This is a genomic window from Roseateles sp. NT4, from assembly GCF_051857475.1.
In the GTDB taxonomy this organism is placed as follows: Bacteria; Pseudomonadota; Gammaproteobacteria; order Burkholderiales; family Burkholderiaceae_C; genus Pelomonas.
This window is the reverse complement of sequence record NZ_JBPZGZ010000002.1, coordinates 1,924,655-1,947,075: the sequence shown is the minus strand read 5'-3', so window position 1 is coordinate 1,947,075 and position 22,421 is coordinate 1,924,655. Positions and strand designations below refer to the sequence as shown.

General features: G+C 68.2%; 24 protein-coding genes. 11 read left to right on the top strand and 13 right to left on the bottom strand.

Annotated elements, in window-relative coordinates; all coding sequences use genetic code 11:
* Positions 1 to 31 precede the first annotated feature (31 nt).
* The gene (locus ACS5PN_RS18725; protein WP_439465498.1) at positions 32 to 805 is read left to right on the top strand and encodes an energy transducer TonB; all 774 of its coding nucleotides are present in this window, start codon (positions 32 to 34) and stop codon (positions 803 to 805) included.
* A 98-nt stretch (positions 806 to 903) separates the two neighbouring features.
* Positions 904 to 1,923: an SGNH/GDSL hydrolase family protein gene (locus ACS5PN_RS18720; protein ID WP_439465497.1), complete on the top strand. Its 1,020-nt coding sequence runs from the start codon at positions 904 to 906 to the stop codon at positions 1,921 to 1,923.
* Here the strand turns inward: ACS5PN_RS18720 and ACS5PN_RS18715 are convergent.
* Entirely contained in the window at positions 1,885 to 2,799 is a 915-nt protein-coding gene (locus tag ACS5PN_RS18715; RefSeq protein ID WP_439465496.1) for a LysR family transcriptional regulator, read from the bottom strand. The two genes, ACS5PN_RS18720 and ACS5PN_RS18715, sit on opposite strands and share 39 nt — an antisense overlap.
* 117 nt (positions 2,800 to 2,916) lie before the next feature.
* Here ACS5PN_RS18715 and ACS5PN_RS18710 point away from each other — a divergent pair, with 117 nt between their 5' ends.
* The 3 genes from ACS5PN_RS18710 (at position 2,917) to ACS5PN_RS18700 (ending at position 5,479) form a co-directional block, all read left to right on the top strand.
* Complete coding sequence (locus ACS5PN_RS18710) at positions 2,917 to 3,522, top strand: FMN-dependent NADH-azoreductase (protein ID WP_439465495.1); 606 nt, start codon at positions 2,917 to 2,919, stop codon at positions 3,520 to 3,522.
* A gap of 15 nt (positions 3,523 to 3,537) precedes the next feature.
* The gene (locus ACS5PN_RS18705; RefSeq protein ID WP_439465494.1) at positions 3,538 to 4,407 is read left to right on the top strand and encodes a pirin family protein; all 870 of its coding nucleotides are present in this window, start codon (positions 3,538 to 3,540) and stop codon (positions 4,405 to 4,407) included.
* 172 nt (positions 4,408 to 4,579) lie between these two features.
* On the top strand, positions 4,580 to 5,479 hold the full coding sequence (locus ACS5PN_RS18700; RefSeq protein ID WP_439465493.1) for a LysR family transcriptional regulator: 900 nt from the start codon (positions 4,580 to 4,582) through the stop codon (positions 5,477 to 5,479).
* Here the strand turns inward: ACS5PN_RS18700 and ACS5PN_RS18695 are convergent.
* Positions 5,476 to 6,387, bottom strand: a complete 912-nt coding sequence (locus ACS5PN_RS18695; RefSeq protein ID WP_439465492.1) for a pyridoxamine 5'-phosphate oxidase family protein — start codon at positions 6,385 to 6,387, stop codon at positions 5,476 to 5,478. The genes ACS5PN_RS18700 and ACS5PN_RS18695 overlap by 4 nt on opposite strands.
* Positions 6,388 to 6,392: 5 nt before the next feature.
* Complete coding sequence (locus ACS5PN_RS18690) at positions 6,393 to 7,019, bottom strand: glutathione S-transferase family protein (protein ID WP_439465491.1); 627 nt, start codon at positions 7,017 to 7,019, stop codon at positions 6,393 to 6,395.
* A 104-nt stretch (positions 7,020 to 7,123) separates the two neighbouring features.
* On the opposite strand from ACS5PN_RS18690, the gene ACS5PN_RS18685 reads away from it, so the two are divergent.
* Positions 7,124 to 7,732 (top strand): DUF938 domain-containing protein, encoded by a 609-nt coding sequence (locus ACS5PN_RS18685; protein WP_439465490.1) that lies wholly within the window; start codon positions 7,124 to 7,126, stop codon positions 7,730 to 7,732.
* Positions 7,733 to 7,747: 15 nt separating this feature from the next.
* Positions 7,748 to 8,488, top strand: a complete 741-nt coding sequence (locus ACS5PN_RS18680; RefSeq protein WP_439465489.1) for a sulfite exporter TauE/SafE family protein — start codon at positions 7,748 to 7,750, stop codon at positions 8,486 to 8,488.
* On the opposite strand, the gene ACS5PN_RS18675 is transcribed toward ACS5PN_RS18680, so the two are convergent.
* Positions 8,485 to 9,402 carry a LysR family transcriptional regulator gene (locus ACS5PN_RS18675; protein WP_439465488.1) on the bottom strand — a complete coding sequence of 306 codons (918 nt, stop codon included), beginning with the start codon at positions 9,400 to 9,402 and terminating at the stop codon, positions 8,485 to 8,487. The two genes, ACS5PN_RS18680 and ACS5PN_RS18675, sit on opposite strands and share 4 nt — an antisense overlap.
* 109 nt (positions 9,403 to 9,511) lie before the next feature.
* Here ACS5PN_RS18675 and ACS5PN_RS18670 point away from each other — a divergent pair, with 109 nt between their 5' ends.
* Together ACS5PN_RS18670 and ACS5PN_RS18665 are read left to right on the top strand one after the other, a co-directional pair.
* The gene (locus tag ACS5PN_RS18670) at positions 9,512 to 10,270 is read left to right on the top strand and encodes a glucose 1-dehydrogenase (protein ID WP_439465487.1); all 759 of its coding nucleotides are present in this window, start codon (positions 9,512 to 9,514) and stop codon (positions 10,268 to 10,270) included.
* Between the two features lie 1,073 nt (positions 10,271 to 11,343).
* Positions 11,344 to 12,111, top strand: coding sequence for a helix-turn-helix transcriptional regulator (locus tag ACS5PN_RS18665; RefSeq protein WP_439465486.1), 768 nt, complete (start codon positions 11,344 to 11,346; stop codon positions 12,109 to 12,111).
* A 14-nt stretch (positions 12,112 to 12,125) separates the two neighbouring features.
* Here the strand turns inward: ACS5PN_RS18665 and ACS5PN_RS18660 are convergent, their stop codons facing one another.
* The 7 genes from ACS5PN_RS18660 to ACS5PN_RS18630 all read right to left on the bottom strand — a co-directional run bounded on the left by ACS5PN_RS18660 (position 12,126) and on the right by ACS5PN_RS18630 (position 18,826).
* On the bottom strand, positions 12,126 to 12,485 hold the full coding sequence (locus tag ACS5PN_RS18660; protein ID WP_439465485.1) for a hypothetical protein: 360 nt from the start codon (positions 12,483 to 12,485) through the stop codon (positions 12,126 to 12,128).
* Between the two features lie 8 nt (positions 12,486 to 12,493).
* Positions 12,494 to 13,225 (bottom strand): ABC transporter ATP-binding protein, encoded by a 732-nt coding sequence (locus ACS5PN_RS18655; protein ID WP_439465484.1) that lies wholly within the window; start codon positions 13,223 to 13,225, stop codon positions 12,494 to 12,496.
* Positions 13,222 to 14,997: a branched-chain amino acid ABC transporter ATP-binding protein/permease gene (locus ACS5PN_RS18650; RefSeq protein WP_439465483.1), complete on the bottom strand. Its 1,776-nt coding sequence runs from the start codon at positions 14,995 to 14,997 to the stop codon at positions 13,222 to 13,224. Before ACS5PN_RS18650 ends, ACS5PN_RS18655 begins: the two co-directional genes overlap by 4 nt.
* A gap of 58 nt (positions 14,998 to 15,055) precedes the next feature.
* Positions 15,056 to 15,463, bottom strand: a complete 408-nt coding sequence (locus ACS5PN_RS18645; RefSeq protein WP_439465482.1) for a GxxExxY protein — start codon at positions 15,461 to 15,463, stop codon at positions 15,056 to 15,058.
* Positions 15,463 to 16,500 carry a branched-chain amino acid ABC transporter permease gene (locus ACS5PN_RS18640; protein WP_439465481.1) on the bottom strand — a complete coding sequence of 346 codons (1,038 nt, stop codon included), beginning with the start codon at positions 16,498 to 16,500 and terminating at the stop codon, positions 15,463 to 15,465. The genes ACS5PN_RS18645 and ACS5PN_RS18640 overlap by 1 nt, the downstream gene beginning before the upstream one ends.
* A gap of 77 nt (positions 16,501 to 16,577) precedes the next feature.
* Positions 16,578 to 18,272 carry an ABC transporter ATP-binding protein/permease gene (locus tag ACS5PN_RS18635; RefSeq protein ID WP_439465480.1) on the bottom strand — a complete coding sequence of 565 codons (1,695 nt, stop codon included), beginning with the start codon at positions 18,270 to 18,272 and terminating at the stop codon, positions 16,578 to 16,580.
* Positions 18,273 to 18,400: 128 nt separating this feature from the next.
* A complete protein-coding gene (locus ACS5PN_RS18630; protein ID WP_439465479.1) occupies positions 18,401 to 18,826 on the bottom strand; it encodes a BON domain-containing protein in 426 nt (141 codons plus the stop codon).
* A gap of 182 nt (positions 18,827 to 19,008) precedes the next feature.
* Between ACS5PN_RS18630 and ACS5PN_RS18625 the strand changes: the two genes are divergently transcribed.
* A complete protein-coding gene (locus ACS5PN_RS18625) occupies positions 19,009 to 20,976 on the top strand; it encodes an AsmA family protein (protein WP_439465478.1) in 1,968 nt (655 codons plus the stop codon).
* 33 nt (positions 20,977 to 21,009) lie between these two features.
* Positions 21,010 to 21,171, top strand: coding sequence for a DUF1328 domain-containing protein (locus tag ACS5PN_RS18620; protein WP_439465477.1), 162 nt, complete (start codon positions 21,010 to 21,012; stop codon positions 21,169 to 21,171).
* Positions 21,172 to 21,228: 57 nt separating this feature from the next.
* On the opposite strand, the gene ACS5PN_RS18615 is transcribed toward ACS5PN_RS18620, so the two are convergent.
* On the bottom strand, positions 21,229 to 21,699 hold the full coding sequence (locus ACS5PN_RS18615; RefSeq protein ID WP_439465476.1) for a hypothetical protein: 471 nt from the start codon (positions 21,697 to 21,699) through the stop codon (positions 21,229 to 21,231).
* A gap of 92 nt (positions 21,700 to 21,791) precedes the next feature.
* Positions 21,792 to 22,247, bottom strand: coding sequence for a MarR family winged helix-turn-helix transcriptional regulator (locus ACS5PN_RS18610; RefSeq protein WP_439465475.1), 456 nt, complete (start codon positions 22,245 to 22,247; stop codon positions 21,792 to 21,794).
* Between the last annotated feature and the right edge of the window lie 174 nt (positions 22,248 to 22,421).

Genomic DNA, 22,421 nt, shown 5'->3' with positions numbered 1-22,421 from the left:
CACCGGCCGACACCGTCTTTGTGGAGTTGTCATGACACTCGGACCGCGCCCTGCCCTGGCGCTCGCCCTGCCCGCCATCGCGGGCGCCCTGATGATGCTGGCTCAAACGGCCAGCGCCCAACAAGAAGCGCCCAAGGCTGAGAGCCTGGAGCGTGCGCAGAAGGCTGCCGATGCCGTCTTCCATTGGATCAAGCTCAACGCCGACAAGGGTGCGAACCGCGACAAGCCCGCCGCTGCACCGGCGCCCGCTCCGGCCCCTGCACCGGTAGCCCGCAAGGCGGCACCCGCGCCAACACCGGTGGCGGCCGCCCCCAAGCCCGCCCCCGCGGCGACCCCAAGCGCTGCGCCTCAGCCGACCGCCACTGCGGTGGCAGCCGCCCCTGAACCTGCTCCGGTCGCCGTCGCCGCGGCGCCCGAACCCGAACCCGACCGCACCCCTGTCGTGCTCGCCTCCGCGGCGCCCACACCCGCTCCCGCAGCCCCGCTGGCCGCGGCCGCCCGGGCCGCAGAGCCGCCGCCCAAGGCGCAAGAAGAAGAGATCGAAGAGCCGCTGCGGCTGCTGGCCAAGGTCGACCCGACCCTGCCGCGCAACATGCAGCAGAGCAGCAGTGCCCGCGATGGCTACGCCCAGGTGCAGTTCACCGTGGGCCCGGACGGCAAGGTCCAGCAGGCCTCCGTCATCAAGGCCAGCCACTCACGCCTGGGCACGGCCGCCGTCGAGGCCGTCAAGCAATGGCGCTTCGCGCCCATCCGTAAAGCACGAGAAGCCGCCGTCGAAGTCGCCTTCAAAGGCGACAGCGACTGATATCAGTCTCGGGCGTCTACGGGTTGACGCTGAGCCAAGGGTTGGGAATGCTGTTGTCGAGCCGTTAGAAGTCCTGCGGCCACAATCAGGGAGTTCCCATGTCCATCCGTTTGCTCGCCCGCATGCTCGCGGGCATTGGTCTTTGTGCCGCCGCATTTGCGGCATCGGCCACCGGCCCCTACTCCAACCTCGTCGTCTTCGGCGACAGCCTCTCCGACAGCGGCAACAACGCCATCCTGCTGACCCAGGCCCTGGGCGGACTGCCGCCGGTGGACATCCAGGGCGACGGTTACTACAGCAAGATCCCGTCGGTGGCCGGCACCTACTCCAACGGCGCCGTCTGGACCCAGTACTTCGCCCAATCCCTGGGCTTGCCGCTGGCGCCTTCGCTGGCCGGCGGCACCAACTTCGCCTTCGGCGGTGCCCAGACCGGCATTGACGGCACGGAGACGCCGCAAGGCTTCCCGTTCAGCATGAAGACCCAGCTGGGCATGTACTTCAACGCCACCCACGGCGCCGCCGACCCCAACGCCCTTTATGTCGTGGCGGGTGGTGGCAACAACATCCGCGAGGCTCTCGAGGCCATCGGCCGCGGCGCTGACCCCAACGCCACGGCGGCCGCCACGGTGGCCGGGTATGCCGCCGACATGGCAGGCATCGTCGGCAACCTCAAGCTCGCCGGTGCCCAGCACGTGCTGGTGCTGAACACGCCCAATTTCGGCCTGACGCCGCTGGCCAATGCCATGGGTGTCAGCACCCAGGCCTCGGGGCTCAGCTTCGCGATGGATGCCGTCCTGAACGGCGCGCTGGCCGGCAGCGGCGCCACCGTCTTCGACATGTACGGCTTCATGACGAATGCCGTGAACAACGCCGCACAGCTGGGCTTCAGCAACTGGACCAACGCCTGCGCCGCCAACGGCAGCAGCTGCGATGTCAGCACCTCGCTGTTCTGGGACGGCATCCACCCGACCACGGCGGCTCACCAGCAGCTGGCTGCCGCCGTGTTCGCGGTGGCCGTGCCCGAGCCCGACACGGTTGCGCTGCTGGCCGCTGGCCTCGTCGTCGTGGCACTGGCCCGTTCAAGGGCTCGGCGTCGGGCAGGTCTCCAGCAGGGCTGACATCGCCTCCAGAAACACCCGGGTGCGCAGCGGCATCAGCCGGCGCTCCGGGAATACCGCCCAGGCCGTCGAGCCGGGCAGGTGCCAGTCGGGCAGCAGGCGCTGCAGCCGGCCCACGGCCAGCGCATCCCTGACGATGAGGCGGTCGATGCCGGCGATGCCGACACCGCTCTCCGCCAGCTGGGCCAGCAGGCTGGGCGCATTCGCCGAGCTGCGCTGGGTCGGCCGGGCCAGATAGGGCTCGGCCCCTTCCTTCTGCAGCCGCCAAGGCACCGGCTCACCGGTGCGGCTCAGCAGCATCAGCCCATGCATGCTGTCCAGGGCTTGGGGCAGCAGCGGCTCGCCGACCCGCTCCACATAGGCCGGCGACGCGTACAGCCCCCAGTGCGTCGTCGCCAGCTTGCGCGCGGCCAGCTGGCTCTCCTGATCGAGCGCCCCCATGCGGATGGCGAGATCGAAACCCTCGCCGACGATGTCCACGCGCCGCGGCGTCAGGTCCAGCTCCAGTTGTACCTCCGGATAGGCCAGCGCGAACTCGGCCAGCATTCCCGCCGCCACCTGCTGGGCGAAATCCGCCGGCATGCTGACGCGCAGCCGGCCGCTGGGTTTCTGCTGGCGGTGCAAGGCCAGGGCCAGCGCCCCATCCACTTCCGCCGCCACCACCCGCGCATGCTCCAGCACGCCGGCGCCGAAGTCGGTCAACGCCAGCTTGCGCGTCGTGCGCTGCAGCAGCTTCTCACCCAGCCTGGCCTCCAGCGCCGCCATGCGCCGCGACACCGTGCTCTTGGGCCAGTGCACCCGCTCGGCCGCCCGGCTGAAGCTGCCGGCCTCCATGACGCGGGCAAACAGCAGCAGGTCGTCGGCATCGGATTCCATGGTTTTGCCCTCATCGTTCCATCAGTAGAACAATCTTATGCAAATCGGCGACTTCCGATGCTGCATCAGCAATCCTAGAGTTCATCCCATCGCAACCGACCCTTAACGGAGCCCCAGATGAACATCCTGCAAATCAACGCCAGCGCCCGCCGTGCCACCGATAACCAAGGCTCGGTCTCCACCCGCCTGGCCAACGAACTGACCGCCGGCCTGCGCGCTGCCACCCCGACCGCGACCGTCACCGTGCGCGACCTGACGCTGACGCCCCAGCCCGTGCTGGACGAAGTCGCCCTGGGTGCCCTCTTCACGCCGGCCGACAAGCGCACGCCTGAACAAGCCGCCCGCGTCGCCCTGGACGACGCCCTGATCGCCGAACTGCAGGCCGCCGACACTGTCGTCATCGGCGTGCCCATGTACAACTTCAACGTCACCGCCCAGTTCAAGAACTGGATCGACGCGGTGGCCCGTGCCGGTGTCACCTTCAAGTACACCGAGAAGGGCCCCGTCGGCCTGCTGACCGGCAAGAAGGTCTTCATCGTCACCAGCCGCGGCGGTATCCACCGCGACCAGCCCAGCGACCAGATGACACCGTATCTGCGCACCGTGCTGGCCTTCCTGGGCATGACCGATGTCGAGTTCGTCTACGCCGAAGGCATGGCCTTCGCCGCCGAGCAAGGCCTGGCCAACGCCCGTTCGCAAATCACCCAACTCCTCGCAGCCTGAACCAGAAAGAAAGCCATGAGCACCGTCGCTACCTCCCAACTCACCCAACCGCGCGAGGTCGAACGCCTCGTCGCCGGTCAGCCGACCAGCGACGGTGCGGGCGTCAAGTTGAACCGCGTGCTGACGCAGAACCTGCAGAAGCGCCTGGACCCCTTCCTAATGCTGGACGCATTCGGCACGGACAACCCCGACGACTACATCGCCGGCTTCCCCGACCATCCGCACCGCGGCTTCGAGACCATCACCTACATGCTCAAGGGCCGCATGCGCCACCGCGATTCGGCCGGCAATGAAGGCTTGATCAGCGACGGCGGCGTGCAATGGATGACGGCCGGCCGCGGCGTCATCCACAGCGAGACGCCCGAGCAGAACGCGGGCCGCATGGCCGGCTTCCAGCTCTGGCTCAACCTGGCCGCCAAGGACAAGATGCGCGAGCCCTGGTACCGCGACGTCACCAGCCCGGAGGTGCCGGAATTCGAGCGCGACGGCGTGAAGGCTCGCGTCATCGCCGGCGCCAGCCATGGCGTGGCCGGTGCGGTGCAGCGCGACAACACCGAGCCGCTGTACCTGGACCTGCACTTCGAGCCCGGCGCCCGCTTTGAGCAACTGCTGCCGGCCGACTTCAATGCCTTCGTCTACGTCTACGAGGGCGGACTGAAGTTCCAGACCGGCTGCCAGGTGCTGTCGGGCCGCATGGCCATCCTGGCCAACACGGCGGGCAGCGATGGCGTGCGCCTGCAGGCCGGCGACGAGCCGACCAAGGCCTTGTTGATCGCCGGCAAGCCGCTGGGGGAACCCATCGCCCAGTACGGCCCGTTTGTCATGAACACCGAGGCCGAGCTGGTGCAGGCGGTGCGCGACTTCCAGTCTGGCCGCCTGGCTTGATGAGCCCCTCGTCCGACCGCGCCCCGCTGCACGCGGGCGCGCCCAGCCGGTCCCCCGAGGGGACGGCGACGCTTGCGGCATCGAGCCGCAAGCACATCGCCAACCGGGCCGGCTAGGGAGCGGCCCGTCGCTCGGCCCGAATGCTCCAATTCGTGCGGCATAGTCCGCGGGCATGGATCGCCTGCAAGCCATGGAAGTCTTCGTCGCCGTCGTCGACAGCGGCGGCTTTGCCAGCGCAGCGCGCAAGCTGGACCTGTCGGCCCCCGTCGTCACGCGGGCCGTGGCGGAGCTGGAAGAACGGCTCGGCCTGCGCCTGCTGACGCGCACCACCCGCAGCGTGCGCGTGACCGAGGCCGGCGCCCGCTATGCCGAAGACTGCCGGCGCATCCTGGCCGACGTGAGCGACTCCGAGAGCGCGACCCGTGGCGCCAGCCGGCAGATCCAGGGCCTTCTCAGCGTCACGGCGCCGGTGCTGTTCGGCAACCTGCATGTGACGCCCATCGTCACCGACTACCTGCGCCGCTACCCCGACGTCGACGCGCAGTGCCTCTTCGTCGACCGCGTCGTCAACCTCGTCGATGAAGGATTGGACGTGGCCGTGCGCATCGGCGAATTGCCGGACTCCTCGCTGAAGGCCGTGGCCGTCGGCCGCGTGCGCCGCATGCTGGTCGCCTCACCCGCCTATCTGGCCGCGCACGGCCGCCCGCAGCGCCCGGAGGACCTGGCCCGTCATGTGCTGATCCAGCCCACCCAGGTCGCGCCCTACCCGGAGTGGCGCTTCGCCGAAGGTGGCCGGCCGCTCGTGCAACGCATCCGGCCACGATTGCGCACCACGACCAATGATGCGGCCCGCTCCTTCGCGGTGGCGGGACTGGGCATCACCCGCCTCATCAGCTACCAAGCCGCCGACGCACTGGCCAGTGGCGCCCTGCTGCCGCTGCTGGAAGACTTCGAGCTGCCCCCTGTGCCCGTGCATGTGGTGCACCACGAAGGCCGGCACGCCACGCAGAAGGTGCGCGCCTTTGTCGACCTCGCGGTGGAGATGCTGCGCGCCAACCCTGCGTTGCGCTAACGGTTCTGCGGCGCCCAGTCGCGGAAGCGCCAGCGCAAGGGCAGCGCATCACGCAGCCACCAGCCCTCGTCGAGATGGAAGCGCCAGGCGCGCTCGGCGTTGTCGAGTGCCGTCAGTGCTGGTCCGTCCCAGACGATGTCGGCGCGGCCCGTCAGCGTCAGCAGGTCGCCGCGCTCGAAGTCGATGAAGAGCAGGCCCGCGCGGCCATCGAGCTGCAGATTGCCCAGGGTCATGTACATGCGGTTGCCCGAGTAGTCGGGGATCAGCAGCGTGCGCTCGTCCTCCTGCACGACAAAGCCCGCCGGACCGCCGCGATGCGACACATCCGCCCCCGCCGCGCCGGCATGCGTGGCGACAAACAAGGTGTCGGCGGCAGCGATCAACCAGGCCGCATCGCCGTCCAGGTCATCAATGCGCTCGATGGCGCGCGGCCGCGTGTCCGCCGCATCGCGCACCCATTCGACCTCGCGCCCCTGGATGTACTGCGGGCAATTGCCCACCGTCTGGCTCACATGCAGGCGCAACCCCTCCGGGCCGACCACCTCCAGCTCGCCATTGACGCGGTTGCGCCGCCGCGTGTGCAGCTCGATGCCCAGCAGGCCCAGCGGTGCACCCGGCGTCATGCCGGCCGCCGCCGGGTCGCCCGGGATGGGCTGAGCGGCGAAGGTCAGATGCCAGGCGTCCGGCGCCTGCACAAAGCCCGGCTGGCCCACCAGCATCGTGGCCCAGGGCCGGCCCGTCGGGTCGACGCTGCCGGCCAGCATCAGCGGCAGTTGCTCGTAGAAGCGCTGGTGCTGCTCGGGCATGTGGTCGCGCACGACGCGACGGCCAATCTCGTCCATGCGCTCGGCGACACCCAGGCGCGCCTGCACGGCGACCTCACCGGCGTGGAAAGGGGCGGCGTCCATGGTGGTCAGGCCGCGGCACGCAGACCGGCAGGGGTGGTCTTGAACGGCACGAAGCCGGGCAGCGCTTCGATGCGCGCCAGCCAGGCTCGCAAGGCCGGATACGGCGCCAGATCCACATTGCCCTCCGGTGCGTTGACGATATAGCTGTAGCCGGCGATGTCCGCCAGCGTGGCATGGTCGCCGACCAGGAAGGGCCGTTGCGACAGCTCGCTCTGCATGACCTTGAACAGACCGTGAGCGCGATTGATCACCTCGTCGGCATTGAAGGGGGCTCCGAACACCGTGACCATGCGGGCCGCGGCGGGGCCGTAGGCGATCAGGCTGGAAGCCACCGACAGCCAGGCCTGCACCGCCGCGCGGCCGGCGGGGTCCTGGGGCAACCAGCGGCCGGTGCTGTCGTACTTGCTGGCCAGATAGACCAGGATGGCCGTGCTGTCCCAGACGTGATGGCCATCGTCTTCCAGCAGCGGCAGCTGGCCGAAGGGGTGGCGGGCGATGAACTCGGGCGTCTTGTGCGCCCGGGTCGCGAAGTCCACATCGATCAGCTCGTGCGGCAGGCCCAGCAGGGACAGGGCGAGTTCGGCGCGGTGGGCGTGGCCGGACAGGGCGTGGCGGTACAGCTTGAGGGTCATGCGAGGCTCCTTGAAAACAATGACGCCACTTTGCCGAGCCGGCGACGAGCGAGAAACGGCGCGCGCCGCAAGTCATTCTTTCCACGGCTGGCAAGATTGGAGCGATGAACGAACGCCGCCACAGCCCCGCCGCCGAACGCAACGGCCCGCCCATCCTCGCGGCGCTGCAGCGCCTGCTGCCCGCCTCGGGCCAGTTGCTGGAAATCGCCAGCGGTACCGGCCAGCATGCGGCCTTCTGCAGCGAGGGCCTGCCCGGTTGGCAATGGCAGCCCAGCGACTACGAGCCCGGCGCGCTGCCGTCGATCGCGGCCTGGTGCGAGGGCCTAACCCGCGTGAACCCGCCGATCACGCTGAACGTGCTGGACACCATCTGGGCTGGCGTACCCGCGCAGCTCGATGCCATCTACTGCGCCAACATGATCCACATTGCGCCCTGGGCCTGCACGACCGGGCTGATGCAGGGGGCCGCGCGGCATCTGGCGCCCGAGGGTCTGCTGATCACCTACGGCCCCTATCTGCTCGACGACATGCCCACGGCGCCCAGCAATCTCGCCTTCGATGCCGACCTGCGGCAGCGCAACCCGGCCTGGGGCATCCGCCGCCTGGCCGATGTGGCGACCGAGGCCGGCCAGGCGGGTCTTTGCCTGCGCGAAAAACTGGCCATGCCCGCCAACAATATGCTGCTGGTCTGGGCGCGCGACCGCGGCGCCTGATCTGCTTTTCTCGACATGCTTCTTGGACTTCTGGTGCTCGCCGGCCTCTGGGCCGGCCTGCAGAACTCGCTCGCCGGTGGCGGCTCCTTCGTCACGCTGCCGGCCCTGATCCTGTCGGGCATGTCGCCGCTGGCCGCCAACATCACCTCGACCGTGGCCCTGTTCCCGGGCCAGCTCAGCTCGGGCTGGGCGGGGCGGCGCCTCGTCGTCGGCACGCCGACGCTGTCCTTCCGCGCCCTCGTCATCATCAGCCTGCTCGGCGGCGCGGTCGGCGCCTGGCTGCTGCTGAACACGCCACCGTCGGTGTTCGCGCACCTGGTGCCCTGGCTGGTGCTGTTCGCCACCAGCGTGTTCGCCTGGGGCAGCTTTTTGCGCAAGCCGGTGGCGGAAGGCCATCACCTGAGCGCCCGCACCACCGCCGTCATGCAGTTCTGCATCGCCATCTACGGCGGCTATTTCGGCGGCGGCATCGGCTTCCTGATGCTGGCGGCGCTGACCATCGCGGGCATGTCCACGCGCAATGCCGGCGCAACCAAGAACGTGCTGGCCGGCATCATGAATGCGTCGGCCGTGGCCCTGTTCGTGACGTCGCCCGAAGTGCATTGGCTGCAGGCCGCCGTCCTCGGGGCCAGCGCCATCGTGGGCGGCCTGGCCGGCGCCTGGGCTCTGCATCACGTCAACGAGAAGGCCTTGCGCATCGCCATCGTCGGCCTCGGCGTGGCACTGACGATCGGCCTCTTCCTGCGGCCGATCTAACCCTCAGCGAGGCCGGCGGCCAGGTGGTCGCCAAAGGCCTTGACCTTGCCCGACAGCCGCCGCTGCGGCGGGCTGACCAGCTGCATGGGCAAGGCCTGGCCCTGCCAATGCGGCATGGCCAGCACCATCTCGCCGCTGGCCAGTTCCTTCTCCACCAGCCAGTGCGGTGCATAGGCCAGGCCCATGCCGGCCAGCACCGCCTCGCGCACCGCCTCGCCGCTGTTGGTGCGCAGACTGCCCGACACACGCACGCTGACGAGGCTGCCCGGCGGCGCATCGGCGTCGGGCCCAGCCTCGAAGGTCCAGGTCGGCCCGGTGCGCAGCTCGCTGTAGACGATGCAGTCATGCTGCTGCAGGGCCGCCGGGCTGGCCGGCGGCGGTTGGTCGATCTGCTCGAAATAGCCGCGCCGCGCGACGACGGCCCGGCGCACGGTACCGATGCGGCGCGCCACCAGGCTGGAGTCCGGCTGCTCGCCGATGCGCACTGCGAGGTCGATGCCCTGCTCGACAAGGTCGATGAAGCCGTCGTTCAGGCGCAGGTCGATCTTCACGCCCGGATGGGCGACCATGAAGCTCTGCACCAGCGGCATCAGCTTGAGCCGCCCGAAACTGCCCGAGGCCGCCACGCGCAGCCAGCCCTGCAGCCGGTGTTCGCCCGCGCGCAACTCGCTCTCCGCCTCGGCAATCTCGGCCACCAGCCGCCGCGCCTGTTCCACATAGCGCTCGCCCGCTTCGGTGAGCTTGAGGGCCCGCGTGCTGCGCGCCAGCAGCTGGGCGCCGAGAAGCTTCTCCAGCGCTGCCACCTGCTTGCTGACGGCGCTCTGGGTGCTGCCCAGCTCGCGCGCCGCGGCCGAGAAGCTGCCCAGTTCGACAACCCGCACCAGGGTCTGCATGGACTGCAAACGGTCTGCCATCGCCACACTTTCAGTCTTGGATGGAATAAATCTTAGGCAGACAGACCGTCTTCTGCATCGGGGAGGCAGCAATCACAGTGAGTTCACTCAACCACTGGAGCTTTTGCTCATGTGTTCCTCTTCTTCTCCCATCGTCCTCATCACCGGCGCCCTGACCGGCATCGGCCGCGCCACCGCCCTCGCCTTTGCCAAGGAAGGCGCCACCGTCGTCGTCAGTGGCCGCCGCGAGTCTGAGGGCCAGGCTCTGGCAACCGAGCTGCAAGGCCTGGGCGTGCAAGCCGCCTTCATCCGCGCCGACGTTCGCCACGAGGCCGAGGTGCGCTCACTCATCGAGCAGACCGTCGAACGCTTCGGCCGACTCGATGTGGCCGTCAACAACGCCGGCACGGAGGGCGCCACAGGCCCTCTCACCGAGCAGAGCGCCGAGAACTACGAGGCCATCTTCGACACCAATGTGCGCGGCGTGCTGTTCTCGCTGAAGCACCAGATGCGCACCATGCTGGCCCAGGGCCGTGGTGCCATCGTCAATGTGTCGTCGGTCGCCGGCCAGGTCGGCTTTGCAGGCGCATCGGTCTATGTGGCCAGCAAGCACGCGGTCGAAGGCCTGACCAAGAGCGCGGCGTTGGAAGGCGCCTCAGCCGGCGTGCGCGTGAACGCCGTGGCGCCCGGACCCGTGCAGACCGACATGCTGGAACGCTTCGTCGGCCGCAGCGAGGATGCCAAGGCCGGCATGCGCGCCGGCAACCCGACGCAGCGCTTCGGCACCGTCGACGAGATCGCCCAGACCATCGTTTTCCTGGCCGGCGACAAGGCCCGCTATCTGACGGGGCAGTCGCTGGCGGTGGATGGGGGGATGACGGCGCAGTGAGCGACCGGGCGTCGGTGACACGGTTCAAGCCAGTATGGGAGGCCCGGCTGAGCTCGCGCCTCATCGCTGCATTGCCGGGAGTCCGTCCCGGCGGCCGGGTAACTTTCTTCTGCGGGGCCAGAAGAAAGTCACCAAAGAAGAGGCCCTGAATCGCACACCAGCGCCAAGACGCCGTGAACGGCGCGCGAAAACACCCGCTGGCGTTGCGGGAAGAAGCGACCCGCTTCGCTCTCGCTGCTGTCCCTATGCAGAGCACCACGCATCGCAACAGCGGGCCGGTGAACGCGCGGCTGCACGCCGGGCTCACGAGAAATACCAAATGCAGCGTCGCTCGGGCGACGCGGTTGTTCGGTATTTCCTGATGAGCCCGGCGTGCAGCCGGCGTTAACGGTGGTGAAGCGGCGGTCAATGATGCTCGTCACAGGGACAGCAGCGAGAGCGCAGCGGGTCGCGTGTAGGCACGGGCCAGTCCGAGCATCGCGAGCGCTTCATCCCGCTCGAGTGCGGATTGCATTGAGCGCTCCTCTTTTGGTGACTTTTCTCTGGTGCGTCAGAGAAAGCCGAAGGCTTCGCCAAAAGTTACCCGCCCTCGCGGGGCTGAGCCCGGACACAAGACAGTCCACTGCGGACTGTCTTGTGCCTGGCGAAGGACTTGCCGCTTGCAAGCGGCAAGGCAGGACTCCCGCGGCACTGCACGCGAGTCATGAAGACAACGGCAAAAGGGGGCATGACGGCGCAGTGAGCGTCGCAGTCGTGCGGTGCGGGTGTTAGCCTGCACCGCAGGGCCTGAACTCAGATGCAGCGGCAGACGGGCTGGCAGGCGCAGTCCGGTCCGCAGGCACAGCCAACGGCGGCTGCCGCGGCAGCCAGTTGAGTCGCAAGCGACTGACAGCCGCAGGTGCAGGAGGCGCCGGGACAGTTGGTGCAGTTGCAGGCGGGGGTCGTGGGGTTTTGCATGGTTAACTCCGTGAGGTGACAGGGATGCGGACCGGTCGGCCCGTGAAGAGAATTCTGTTCATCGCAGGCGTTGCCGGCTTGAACGAAACGGCTGATCTGCAAGGACGGAGAACGCCTTGAGCAACAAGCCCATCGTTGGCATTGGCCGCGTGCTGCTGTGGAGCGGCGGCAGTCTCTGGATAGGCCGCGCCACGGGCCATGCACAGGCTCACGCCCATCACGCCATCCAGATCTCGATGGGTCTGACGGGGCGGCTGCGGCTGTGCGGCGAAGACGATCAGCCGTGGCGGGAACACGCCGTCGCCATGGTCCAGCCCCATCAGCGCCACCAGTTCGATGGCAGCGGCGAAACCGTGGCGCAAATCTTTGTGGAGCCCGAGACGGCGCAAGGCCACACCCTGCTGCAGTCGTATGGCGCTGAGCCCATCACCGACCTGCCCGTCGAATCCATTGAAGGCCAGCTGGACGATTTGCTCCAGGCTTTCAACGAGGACGCGTCGGACGAAGCCCTCGTGGCCATCAGTCGCCAAATCGTCGACACGCTGTGCGGCCAGACACCACCGGCATTGAGCGTTGATCCGCGCATCAGCCGCGCCATCGAGTTCATGCGCGCTCGCCTGGGCGAGCCCGTGACGCTGGCGCAAGCCGCCGCCGCTGCGCATCTGTCACCCAGCCGCTTCCGCCACCTTTTCGTCGCGCAGACCGGCATGTCCCTGCGGACCTATCTGCTGTGGGCCCGCGTCGAAGCCGCCGTCGGCGCGGCCATGGGCGGGCAGTCGTGGACGGACGCGGCCCAGGATTGGGGCTTTGCGGATTCGGCCCATCTCAGCCGGACGTGTCGGCGGATGTTCGGCATTGCGCCGACGATGCTGGTCAGGCCTTAGCCGCTCAGCGAGGGCTAGCGGGCACCTACCTGCGCACGATGAAGCACCGACGAATAGCAGGTATCGCTGAAACCAGGATGCAAGGTTCGAATCACTTCGGACGCAATCTGGCCTTGGCCGCCATAGAAAAGCTCAGCGAAGTGTGCACCGGAAGACTCCAAGCGCTCCGCCGCCCGCAACGCGTGAGTGAGCTGCGCGTCGCTAGCTTCCGGGTACAACTCACTGAGATCTATTGGCGGTGGGGGACAAGCGAAACCCGAACGCAATCGGTTCTGATTGAAGACCAGCGAATGAAATGCGCCATCCAGCAGTGAGGCTTTGCACATCTCAACGATACGCCCACGCCATTCCATGCCTTCCGGTTCTCGGGTCATTCGATGAGTTAGTCCTTGTGCGCCGCACCCAGATACGTCTCAATCACCCGCGGATCCGCCGCCAGCTGATCCGCCGGCCCGCTGAGCCCGAATTCACCCGTCTCCAGCACATGCCCGTGATCCGCCACGCGTAGCGCAGCGCGAGCGTTTTGTTCGACGAGCAGGATGCTGACGCCGGTGGCGCGCAGGTCTTCGACGATGGTGAAGATCTCGCGAACGATCAGCGGCGCCAGGCCCAGGCTGGGCTCGTCCAGCATCAGCAGCTTGGGCTGGCCCATCAGCGCGCGGCCCAGGGCCAGCATCTGGCGCTCGCCGCCGGACAGCGTGCCGGCCGCCTGCCTGCTGCGTTCCTTCAGGCGCGGGAAACGAGCATAGACGCTGTCCAGCCCATCGCGCCAGCGCCGGTCGCCCAGTTTCCTGGGCCGCCAGCCACCGAGCAGCAGGTTGTCCTCGACCGTCATGGTGCCGAAGAGCTCCCGTTTCTCGGGCACCAGGGCGAGGCCGGCGAGCACGCGCTCTTCCAGCGTCAGCTTGGCAATGTCTTCGCCCGCAAAGCGCAGAACCGCGCTGCGCGACGGGATCAAGCCCATCAGTGTGCCGAGCAGCGTCGACTTGCCGGCGCCGTTGGGGCCGATGACGGTGACGACGCTCTTCTCTTCGGCCGTGAAGCTCAAGCCGTGCAGCACCTCGGCGCGGCCATAGCCGGCGTGCAGATCAGCAACTTCGAGGAGAGCGCTCATTCGTCCGCTCCCAGATAGGCCGCACGCACCGCCGGGCTGGCCTGCACTTCGGCGGGCGTGCCGTCCATCAGATAGCGGCCGAACTCCATGACGACGATGCGGTCGGTCAGCTTCATGACGAAGTCCATGTCGTGCTCGACCAGCAGCAGCGACAGGCCCTCAGCCTTCAGCTGCTTCAGCACCTCGGCCAGGGCTTGCTTTTCCTTGTGGCGCAGGCCGGCGGCGGGTTCGTCCAGCAGCAGCAGCGAAGGGTCGCTGGCCAGGGCACGCGCAATCTCGACGAGACGCTGCGGACCGAGGGCCAGGTTGCCGGCCAGCTCATGGGCTTGGTCGCCCAAGCCGATGCGGCGCAGCTGGCGCAGGGCCTCGGCGCGGGCCTGCGCCTCTTCGGCGCGATCCAGGCCCAGCATGGCGGCCACGGTGCCGCTTCGGGTGCGCAGATAGCAGCCCAGCGCGACGTTCTCCAGCACCGTCATGTCGGGCACCAGCTTCACATGCTGGAAGGTGCGGGAGAGGCCAGCGCGGGCGATGTCGCGGCTTTCGCGGCGGTCGACGCGCTGGCCCAGCAGCTCGACCTCGCCGCTTGTGAGCGGCAGTACGCCGGAGACGAGGTTGAAGGTCGTGCTCTTGCCAGCGCCGTTGGGGCCGATGAGGCCGACGATGTCGCCGGCGCGGATGGTGAAGCTGATGTCGTTGACGGCGACCAGGCCGCCGAAGGTCTTCCTGATCCTGCGCACGTCCAGCAGCGCCGCACCGGGCTGCGGGTGGCTGCGAGCGCTCAGGCATGGTGCGTTTTCGTCCACGGCCTTGCTACCGCGAGCCGGCAGCCAGCGCGCGATCAGCGGCCACAGGCCATCCGGCGCAAAGCGCAACACGAGCACCAGCACGATGCCGAAGACGATGATTTCGTAATTGCCCGAGCCGCCGAAGATCATCGGCAGCCAGACCTTGAGCTGGTCTTCTGCGAGCTTCACGAGGGCCGCCCCCGTGAATGCACCACCCACCGTGCCGATGCCGCCGATGACGGCCATGAAGAGGTATTCGATGCCGAACTTGATGCCGAAGGGCGAGGGGTTCACGCTGCGCTGCATATGGGCATACAGCCAGCCCGACACCGAGGCCAGCAGGGCCGCGACGACGAACATGATGAGCTTGTAGCGGAAGGTGCTCGCGCCCATGGCCTCGGGCATGGTCGCGCCGCCGCCGCGGTTGGTGTTCAGCGCCCGCATGATGCGACCGGGCCGCGAGTCCAGCAGGCGCGTGACACCTAGTGCCGCGAGCAGGGCCGCCAGCCAGATCAGCAGATAGATGCGACGCTCGCTCTGGAAGCTGAAATCGCCGAGGTGAATAGCCGGCAGGCCCAGCAGGCCGTCGTACTTGCCCAGCACCTCCAGGTTGCCGATCAGGTAGTACAGGGCCAGACACCAGCAGATGGTGGCCAGCGGCAGGTAGTGGCCCGACATGCGCAACGTCAGCAGGCCGATGACAAGGGCTAGCACCAACGTGATGGCCAGCCCCGCCACCAGGCCCAGCCACGGCGACAGGCCCATGGCATTGCACAGATAGCCGGTGGCATAGGCGCCGACGCCGGCAAAGGCCGCCTGGCCGAAGGACGTGAGGCCGCCGACGCCGGTCAGCAGCACCAGGCCGAGCACGACGAGGGAGAACAGGCCGATGTAGTTGAGCTGGGTGATCCAGAAGTCGGGCACGGGTGCGAAGGGCAGCACCAGCAGCACGACGGTGGCGGCAAGCGAAAGATGCGTGCGGTTCATGCGCTTCGCCCCGATCGGAACTTGGCCACAGAGGCCCAGAGGCACAGAGGGTCATCGGTCATAGCACGACGCGTTTCAGGCCCTGCTTGAGCTGGGCGTGGTTGAAATTGATGAGCAATCCAGCCGGCACCTTCAGGAGGCGCAAGTAGGTGAGCAGTTGCGCGGTATGGACCGGCGCCAAGCTGTCAACCGCCTTGAGCTCGACCACCAATTGCCGCTCCACCAGTAGATCCACTCGATAGGCTGCGCCCAATGGCTCGCCTTTGTAGACGATCGGCACCTCAATCTGCCGCTCAACGCGCAAGCCGCGCGACGCCAGTTCGACGTCCATCGCAGCTTCATAGATGCTTTCCAGCAGCCCCGGCCCCAGTTCCCGATGCACTTCGATAGCTGCAGCTATCACCGCTTGACTGACGTCAAAACTCTGTGCCTCTGTGCCTCTGTGGCTGTGTTCCATTTCCGCCATCAATGCTCCTCGTGATGCGGGTCCACGAAGGACCGCCAGAGGAGGATGGGCAGGATCACCGTGAAGACGATGACCTCCTTGAAGGCGCTGGCCCAGAAGGAGCCGAAGCTCTCGATCAGCCCGACACCGAGGGCACCGGCCAGGGCCATGGGGAAGCTGGCCAGGCCGCCGAAGACGGCGGCGACGAAGCCCTTGAGGCCGATCAGGAAGCCGGTGTCGTAATAGATGGTGGTCGACGGCGAGATCAGCAGCCCCGACAGCGCGCCGATGAAAGCAGCCATCGTGAAGGTCTGGCTGCCGGCGGCGTCGCCCGAGATGCCCATCAGCCGTGCGCCGGTGCGGTTGACGGATGTGGCGCGCAAGGCCTTGCCGGTCAGCGTGCGCTCGAAGAAGACGAACAGCGCCACGATGAGTGCGATGGACGCGGCGAAGATGATCAGCGTCTGGCCCGTCAGGCTCAGCGGACCGACATCAAAACGCACCTCCCAGAAGGCCGGCGTGCGATAGCCTTCCGCGCCGAAGAAGACCAGGCCCACGCCGGTCAGCGCGAAGTGCACGCCGACGGAGACGATGAGCAGGGTCAGCACGCTGGCGCCGGACAGGGCGCGGTAGGCCAGGCGGTAGAGCAGCGGGCCCATGGCGGTGACGATGGCGAGCGCCAAGATGACCTGCAGCCACAGCCCGGGCTGGCGCTGCAGCAGCCAGGGCACGGCGATCGCGAGCGCCACGGGCAGGCCCAACGTCATGACCAGGGCATTCTTGAAGCGCGCCACCGGCCAGCGCTCCCGCAGGCCCTGCACCACATCCAGCACCGCCACCGCGACGGCCATCATCAGCAGCAGCCACAAGGTGCCAGGCACCTTGCCCATCTGCATGGCCGCCAGCGTCAGCGCGCCAAAGGCGACGAATTCGCCCTGCGGAATGAAGATGACGCGGGTGACCGAGAACACCAGCACCAGGGCCAGGGCGACGAGGGCGTAGATGGCCCCGTTGGTCAGGCCGTCGAGGCCGAGGATGGCGGCAATGGTGAAGTCCATGGCGGCTGGGTCGTGAAGGCCTGCCCATGGTATCGGTGATTTACCGACCGAACGGTCGGGAAATCACTCAGAGCGCGTCAATCGCCCGGCTTGTCGGCGCTCTCCTTGGGCGTCTTGGCCAGGGTCCAGCGGCCACCGCCGGTCAGCTTCAGCACATGTCGGTGGAAGCCGGCCACGGCGGCGCGGTGGGCGATGCTGATCATCGTCGTGCCGCGCTGGGCCAGCCGCTGGTAGAGGCGCTTCTGGTTGGCGTCGTCCAGGGCGCTGGTGGCCTCGTCCAGGATGGCCACGCGCGGCGCATGCACCAGCAGGCGGGCAAAGGCCAGGCGCTGCTGCTCGCCGCCGCTGAGCAGCTTCTCCCAATCCTCATTGCGGTCCAGGCCGCTGTCGCCTTCGGCCAGATGGCGCAGCTGCACCTCGTCGAGGATCTTGAACAAGGCCTCGTCCTCCAGCTCGGTCTGGGTGCTGGGGTAGATGAGCTGGCTGCGCAAGGTGCCGACCTGCAGATAAGGCCGCTGCGGCAGGAAGAAGACGTCCTCGCGCGGCGGATGCGAGACCTGGCCGCTGCCCTGCGTCCACAGGCCGGCGATGGCGCGCAGCAGGGAACTCTTGCCCGTGCCGCTGGCGCCCGTGATCAGCAGCGAACCGCCCTCGGGCACGCGCAGATTGAGCTTTTCGACCAGCACGCGCTCGCTGCCCGGCGCGTGCACGGTCAGGTCCTTGATGTCCAGTTCGCTGCCCTCCTCGCGGGCGATGCCCGCTTCTGGCGGTGCGGCGTCCAGCACCGCAGCCATGGCATGCAGGCGGTCGATGCCGGCGACGAAGCGCGACAGGCTTTCGAAGTTGTCGATGATCAGCGACACCGCGCCCAGCACGGCCGCAAAGGCGCCGCCGGCCTGCACCGCCTGGCCCACCTCGAGCCGCCCGGCCAGCACATCGCCGGCCAGCACGACACAGGGCACCAAGAGGCTGACCTGACTGAAGCCGCGCTGGAAAAGGTTGAGGCCGAACTGCGCCCGGATCAGCTTGCGGGTGTTCAGCAACGCGGCGCGCAGGCGCTGATCCAACTGGTGCCGTTCCTGCTTTTCGCCGCCGTAGAAGGCGATGGACTCGGCGTTCTCGCGCACCCGCATCAGTCGGAAGCGGAAGTCCGCCTCGCGCTTGAGCTGCCAGTAGTTGAGGCGGATCAGCGGCCGACCGAAAAGGCCCAGCGACAGCAGCGTGCCGGCCAGCGCATAGACGACGAGAAAGCCCACCAGCATGTGCGACAGCGACCACAGCACCGCGCTGAAGGCCACCAGCTGCATCAGCGATCCCAGCATGATGAGCAGGAAGTTCAGCGAGCGGCCGGTGAAGGTGTTGACGTCCTCGGTGATGCGCTGGTCGGGGTTGTCGATGTCGTCGCCGGCCAGGTGGAAATAGCGGCGCTCGCGCAGATAGCCGTCCAGGAAGCGGTGCGTCAACCAGCGCCGCCAATCGTTGGCATAGGCGTCGCGGGCGTAGTAGTAGGTGGCGAAGACCGGCACTGCGAAGGCGATGACCCACAGCATGGCGCGCACGGCGGCCCAGAAGCGATCTTCATTGCGCGCGGCCAGCGCCGAAGTCAGCTCGCCGGTCTGGTTGTTCAGCAGCACGGCGAGCTGGGTGTCGGCCAGCATCAGCACGATGATGCCGGCCAGGAAGGTCCAGGCCCAGACCTTGCGATCGCCCTTCCAGTAGGGCTTGGCCACGGTCAGGAAACGTTGCAGCGCTGAGGCTTGAGCGGCGGCCATGAGAGAAGCTGTGAGTTATGTATCAAGGCTAGCGAGCGCCCGACGGCGGGCCTGTCGGACGGCATGCCGCGGCAGGCAAAGCAAAGGCGCCCTCGTGAGGGCGCCTTTGCGCTAGAAGAAGACGACGGTCAGCCGTTGCGCGTGACGGTCAGCTGGTTGTTCACCTGCTTCACGCCGTCGACCGCCTGGGCCAGCGTCGTGGCACGTTCGCGGGCCTTCGCATCGGGCGCCTGGCCGGACAGCGTCACCTGGCCGTCGCGGGTGTCGACGTTGATCTGCGTTGCCTTGAGCTGGTCATCAGCCACCAGGGCCGCATTGACCTTGGCGGTGATGCCCATGTCCGACGTCACCTGGGCCGTCTTGTCGGCGGCCTCGTGAGCAGACATGCGGGCGTCGGCCATCAGCTCGCGGCTTTCGCGCTTGGCGTCGGCGGTCGCGTTCTCGACGCGCTGGCCGGCGCTCAATTCATCGTCGGGCTGCTGCTTGCTGCAAGCGGCCAGAGCGGTGACCAGCGCAAGCGAGGCCAGCAGAGGCATTCGGCTAAAGGTAAGCATGGGGAATCCTTTCGGTGCAAGGCCTTGAAGACCGGTCCACCAACTTTGGGCGCTGCCGAGCGATGTGGGCTTCGGTCCACGCGCCGATCGCGTGTGGGACCGGACCGACAGGGCCGGCGTCCTACAGGCACGGGGGCCGCAGTCCCACGCGGAGCAGCGCCGTTGGCCGCGAGCATGTCCGCATGAGAGTCGCCGTCACCATTGCCGGCGCCGTCGTGCTGGTCATCGTTGCCGCTGTGGGCATGGACCTGGCCGGTTGGCCCGGGCTTGCGCCCTGGCTGGCTGCCCGGGCCGATCGCGGCCTCGACATGGACGGCAACGCCCGGCTGCACCTGCTGTTCAAGCCGCGCCTGCAGGCCGACCGGCTGCGCGTCACCGGTACCGGCGGGCAGGCCCTGGCCGAGGCGCAGGGCGTGTTGCTGAACTGGCAATGGGGCGACATCTGGGAATGGCGCCATGGTGCGCCGCTGCGGCTGCGCCTCGTGCAGGCCGAGTCGCTGTCGCTGAACTGGCAGCGCGATGCCGCGGGGCACACCGCCTGGCCCGTGCAATCGTCGGGCGCCAAGGACGAGCCGGCCGAGCTGCCGCAGATCGACCACCTCATCATCCGCCACGGCACCGCCAGCCTGGACGACGCCCCCATGCTGCTGAAGGGCGACGCCCGTTTCGCCACCCAGGCGGACGGCCACTGGACCGCGGACCTGAAGGGCCAGCTGCGCGGCCAGGCGCTCGCACTGAAGGCCGAGGCCGGCGCCGGCCTGGCGCTGCTGGCACCCGCTGAATCCGGCCTGCCGCCCGTCAAGCTGCGCGCCGAGCTGACCCAGCGCGACGGCCGCATCGCCTTCGACGGCACGGCCGCCTCATTGCTGGACGCGCGGGCCCTGGACGGCCAGCTGCAGGTGCGCGGCAACTCCCTGGCCGACGTCGGCCGCCCCTTCGGCATCGCCCTGCCCAGTACACCGCCGCTGGAGCTGTCGGGCCGGCTGCAGCACGCCTCGGGCGTCTGGCAGCTGGGCAACGCCAAGGCCCGGGTGGGCCAAAGCCATCTGGCCGGCGACTTCAGCTACGACATGCGCCAGAAGCGCCCCCAGCTGAGCGGCATGCTGCGCGGCGGCCCGCTGCGCCTGGCCGATCTGGGCCCGGCCGTCGGCACCGACGCAGCGCCCAGCCGCTCTGGCCGTGTGCTGCCCGACCGCCCGCTGGACATGCCATCGCTGAACACCATGGACGCCCGCGTGGCCGTGGCGCTGAACCAGCTCGACCTCGGCACGCCCAAGCTCGCGCCGCTGGCGCCGGTCAACACCAGCATCGTGCTGGAGAACGGCGTGCTGAGACTGGAAAACTTCAACGCCGGCGTGGCCGGCGGCGAGATCGCCGGCTCGCTGAATCTGGACACCCATCCCAGCCCACCGCAATGGAAGGTGCATGCCGACGTCCGCGGCGTCGCCATCGAGCAGTGGTTCAAGTTCGAGGCCAAGAGCCTGAGCGCCCACCCGGTGACGGGCCGGGTGCGTGCCGACGTCGACGTGCAGGGCCAGGGCCGCAGCACGGCCGAGCTGCTGGGCAGCCTGAACGGGCCGGTGCACCTGCAACTGGACAAGGGCAGCATCTCGCATCTGCTGACCGAAGCCACCGGCCTGGACGTGGCCCAGGGCCTGGGCATCCTGCTGCGCGGCGACAAGAACCTGGAGCTGAACTGTGCACGCGTGGACGGCAGCTTCAAGGCCGGCGTGCTGAGGCCGCGCTCGGCCGTCATCGACAACCGCGACAGCCGCATCGACATCGACGGCCGCGTCAGCCTGAGCGATGAAACCCTGGACGTGCGCCTCGTCGCCAAGCCCAAGGACTTCTCGCTGCTGACCTTGCGCTCACCAGTGCGCGTGCAGGGCACGCTGGGCGACCCGCGCATCGCGCTGGAGGGCAAGGCCCTGGGCGGCAAGGCCATCGCGGCGATTGCGCTGGGTGCACTGGCGCCACCGGCTGCGCTGCTGGCCTTCATCGACCCGGGCGAGGACCTGCCGCCGGTCAGCTGCGACGGCCCGGCGCCCAGCCCACGTGCCGAGGCAGCCAAGCCGCCTGTAACCGCGTCGGCGGCTTCCTACCCCGGCGCGCGGCGGGGGCCGGCACCCCGGCTTCAAGGCCAGCAATAGATTAGCGATGCCAACAGCCCAAGGAGAAATCTCATGCTGCGTTACGCGATCATCTTTTTCGTTGTCGCCCTCGTGGCGGCCCTGTTCGGCTTTGGCGGCATTGCCGCCAGCGCCGCAGGCATTGCCCAACTGCTGTTCTACGGCTTCATCATCCTGGCTGTCGTCAGCCTGGTGGTCGGCCTGATCCGCAGGTAGACGTAGAAAAAGGCGCGGCCCTCATCGGGCCGCGCCTTTTTTTTTGGTCTGTACCGATCAGCGGCCGCGATGCGGCTGCTCTTGCACCGCATCCAGGAACTCGCGCAGCGTGCCATTGCAAGGGCCCTGCGGGCAGATGAAGAGGCCCTCGGCTTCTGCCGGCACATCGGCCGGGAAACCCAGGGTCCGCAGCGAATTCACGGCATCGCCGCACAGGGCCACCGTGCGGCCACAGCGCCAGGCCATCTTCAGCAGGGCCTGCAGCTTGGCGCAACCCGTGGGTGCGGCCCAGGCGTCGGAGTTCAGCACGATGAGGCCGTCGGCCCAGTCGGCCTCGACCGGTGGCTCGCCGAACTCGTCGTCCAGGCGCCAATCCAGGCGGTGCACGCGCCGGTCGGTGGCCAGCACGGCGAGATCGTCCTCGCTGGCCTGCACCACGTCGGCCGTGCCGACGACGCAGATCAGCACATCGGACGCCTGGGAGGTGGTCTTTTGGAGTTCGGGCGGGCAGTCGCTGATGGCGTTCATGGTGCGGCTCCGGATTGAGGGATGCTGCAACTCTCGCGCCGACGCCGCCGGCGCGGCGTGAGCCCCCGGCGCGATGCCTTGTAGGACAGCGCCTAGGGCCCCAGGCGCCTCTCCACCATGTCGTCGACGTTGTCCGCCAGACGCGCCAGCAGGTCGGCCAGCAGCTGCACCTCCTCGGTGCTGAAACCCTGCAGGGCCTCGGTGCCCAGGGCCTGCATGACACCCTTGGCCTTGGGCATGCGCTCCACGCAGGCCGCCGTCAACGAAATGAGGCGGCTGCGGCCGTCCTCGGGGTCGGGCAGGCGTTCAACCAGGCCGTCCCTCTCCATGCGGTTGAGCAGCTGGGCCATGCTGGGCTGCTCGACATTGGCCAGGCGAGCCAGTTCGGCCTGGGAGCGCGGCCGGCCGTCCTTCAGCGCCATCAGCACGGGCAGCTGTCCGAGGGCAAAACCCTGGTCGCGCAGCAACTGGTCGGCCATGCGCTGGAAGCCGCGGTGCACATGGCCGATCAGCTTCAGCGGCGGCATGGAAGGACGGGACTCGGGCATGGCGGTTGCTGTTGAACGCTCGGAAAGGACCGATGAACAGCCCTTGACTTTACATAGGCCCCTATCTTAATATCAATAGGAACCTATTCATCTACGCCCGCCCTGCTGTCACGTCTGGGCCGGTGCCTTGAGGACACTGCAGCCGCCCTTCCCGCCGCTGCCCACCGAGCCCAC

Coding starts and splice junctions, on each gene's coding strand:
- ACS5PN_RS18715 (WP_439465496.1), bottom strand. CDS start 2,799: ATGGAATCCGATGCCGACGACCTGCTGCTGTTTGCCCGCGTCATGGAG.
- ACS5PN_RS18655 (WP_439465484.1), bottom strand. CDS start 13,225: ATGAGCGCTCTCCTCGAAGTTGCTGATCTGCACGCCGGCTATGGCCGC.
- ACS5PN_RS18625 (WP_439465478.1), top strand. CDS start 19,009: ATGAGAGTCGCCGTCACCATTGCCGGCGCCGTCGTGCTGGTCATCGTT.
- ACS5PN_RS18700 (WP_439465493.1), top strand. CDS start 4,580: ATGGATCGCCTGCAAGCCATGGAAGTCTTCGTCGCCGTCGTCGACAGC.
- ACS5PN_RS18615 (WP_439465476.1), bottom strand. CDS start 21,699: ATGAACGCCATCAGCGACTGCCCGCCCGAACTCCAAAAGACCACCTCC.
- ACS5PN_RS18675 (WP_439465488.1), bottom strand. CDS start 9,402: ATGGCAGACCGTTTGCAGTCCATGCAGACCCTGGTGCGGGTTGTCGAA.
- ACS5PN_RS18645 (WP_439465482.1), bottom strand. CDS start 15,463: ATGGCGGAAATGGAACACAGCCACAGAGGCACAGAGGCACAGAGTTTT.
- ACS5PN_RS18670 (WP_439465487.1), top strand. CDS start 9,512: ATGTGTTCCTCTTCTTCTCCCATCGTCCTCATCACCGGCGCCCTGACC.
- ACS5PN_RS18725 (WP_439465498.1), top strand. CDS start 32: ATGACACTCGGACCGCGCCCTGCCCTGGCGCTCGCCCTGCCCGCCATC.
- ACS5PN_RS18650 (WP_439465483.1), bottom strand. CDS start 14,997: ATGAACCGCACGCATCTTTCGCTTGCCGCCACCGTCGTGCTGCTGGTG.
- ACS5PN_RS18660 (WP_439465485.1), bottom strand. CDS start 12,485: ATGACCCGAGAACCGGAAGGCATGGAATGGCGTGGGCGTATCGTTGAG.
- ACS5PN_RS18720 (WP_439465497.1), top strand. CDS start 904: ATGTCCATCCGTTTGCTCGCCCGCATGCTCGCGGGCATTGGTCTTTGT.
- ACS5PN_RS18705 (WP_439465494.1), top strand. CDS start 3,538: ATGAGCACCGTCGCTACCTCCCAACTCACCCAACCGCGCGAGGTCGAA.
- ACS5PN_RS18610 (WP_439465475.1), bottom strand. CDS start 22,247: ATGCCCGAGTCCCGTCCTTCCATGCCGCCGCTGAAGCTGATCGGCCAT.
- ACS5PN_RS18685 (WP_439465490.1), top strand. CDS start 7,124: ATGAACGAACGCCGCCACAGCCCCGCCGCCGAACGCAACGGCCCGCCC.
- ACS5PN_RS18680 (WP_439465489.1), top strand. CDS start 7,748: ATGCTTCTTGGACTTCTGGTGCTCGCCGGCCTCTGGGCCGGCCTGCAG.
- ACS5PN_RS18710 (WP_439465495.1), top strand. CDS start 2,917: ATGAACATCCTGCAAATCAACGCCAGCGCCCGCCGTGCCACCGATAAC.
- ACS5PN_RS18630 (WP_439465479.1), bottom strand. CDS start 18,826: ATGCTTACCTTTAGCCGAATGCCTCTGCTGGCCTCGCTTGCGCTGGTC.
- ACS5PN_RS18690 (WP_439465491.1), bottom strand. CDS start 7,019: ATGACCCTCAAGCTGTACCGCCACGCCCTGTCCGGCCACGCCCACCGC.
- ACS5PN_RS18640 (WP_439465481.1), bottom strand. CDS start 16,500: ATGGACTTCACCATTGCCGCCATCCTCGGCCTCGACGGCCTGACCAAC.
- ACS5PN_RS18620 (WP_439465477.1), top strand. CDS start 21,010: ATGCTGCGTTACGCGATCATCTTTTTCGTTGTCGCCCTCGTGGCGGCC.
- ACS5PN_RS18695 (WP_439465492.1), bottom strand. CDS start 6,387: ATGGACGCCGCCCCTTTCCACGCCGGTGAGGTCGCCGTGCAGGCGCGC.
- ACS5PN_RS18635 (WP_439465480.1), bottom strand. CDS start 18,272: ATGGCCGCCGCTCAAGCCTCAGCGCTGCAACGTTTCCTGACCGTGGCC.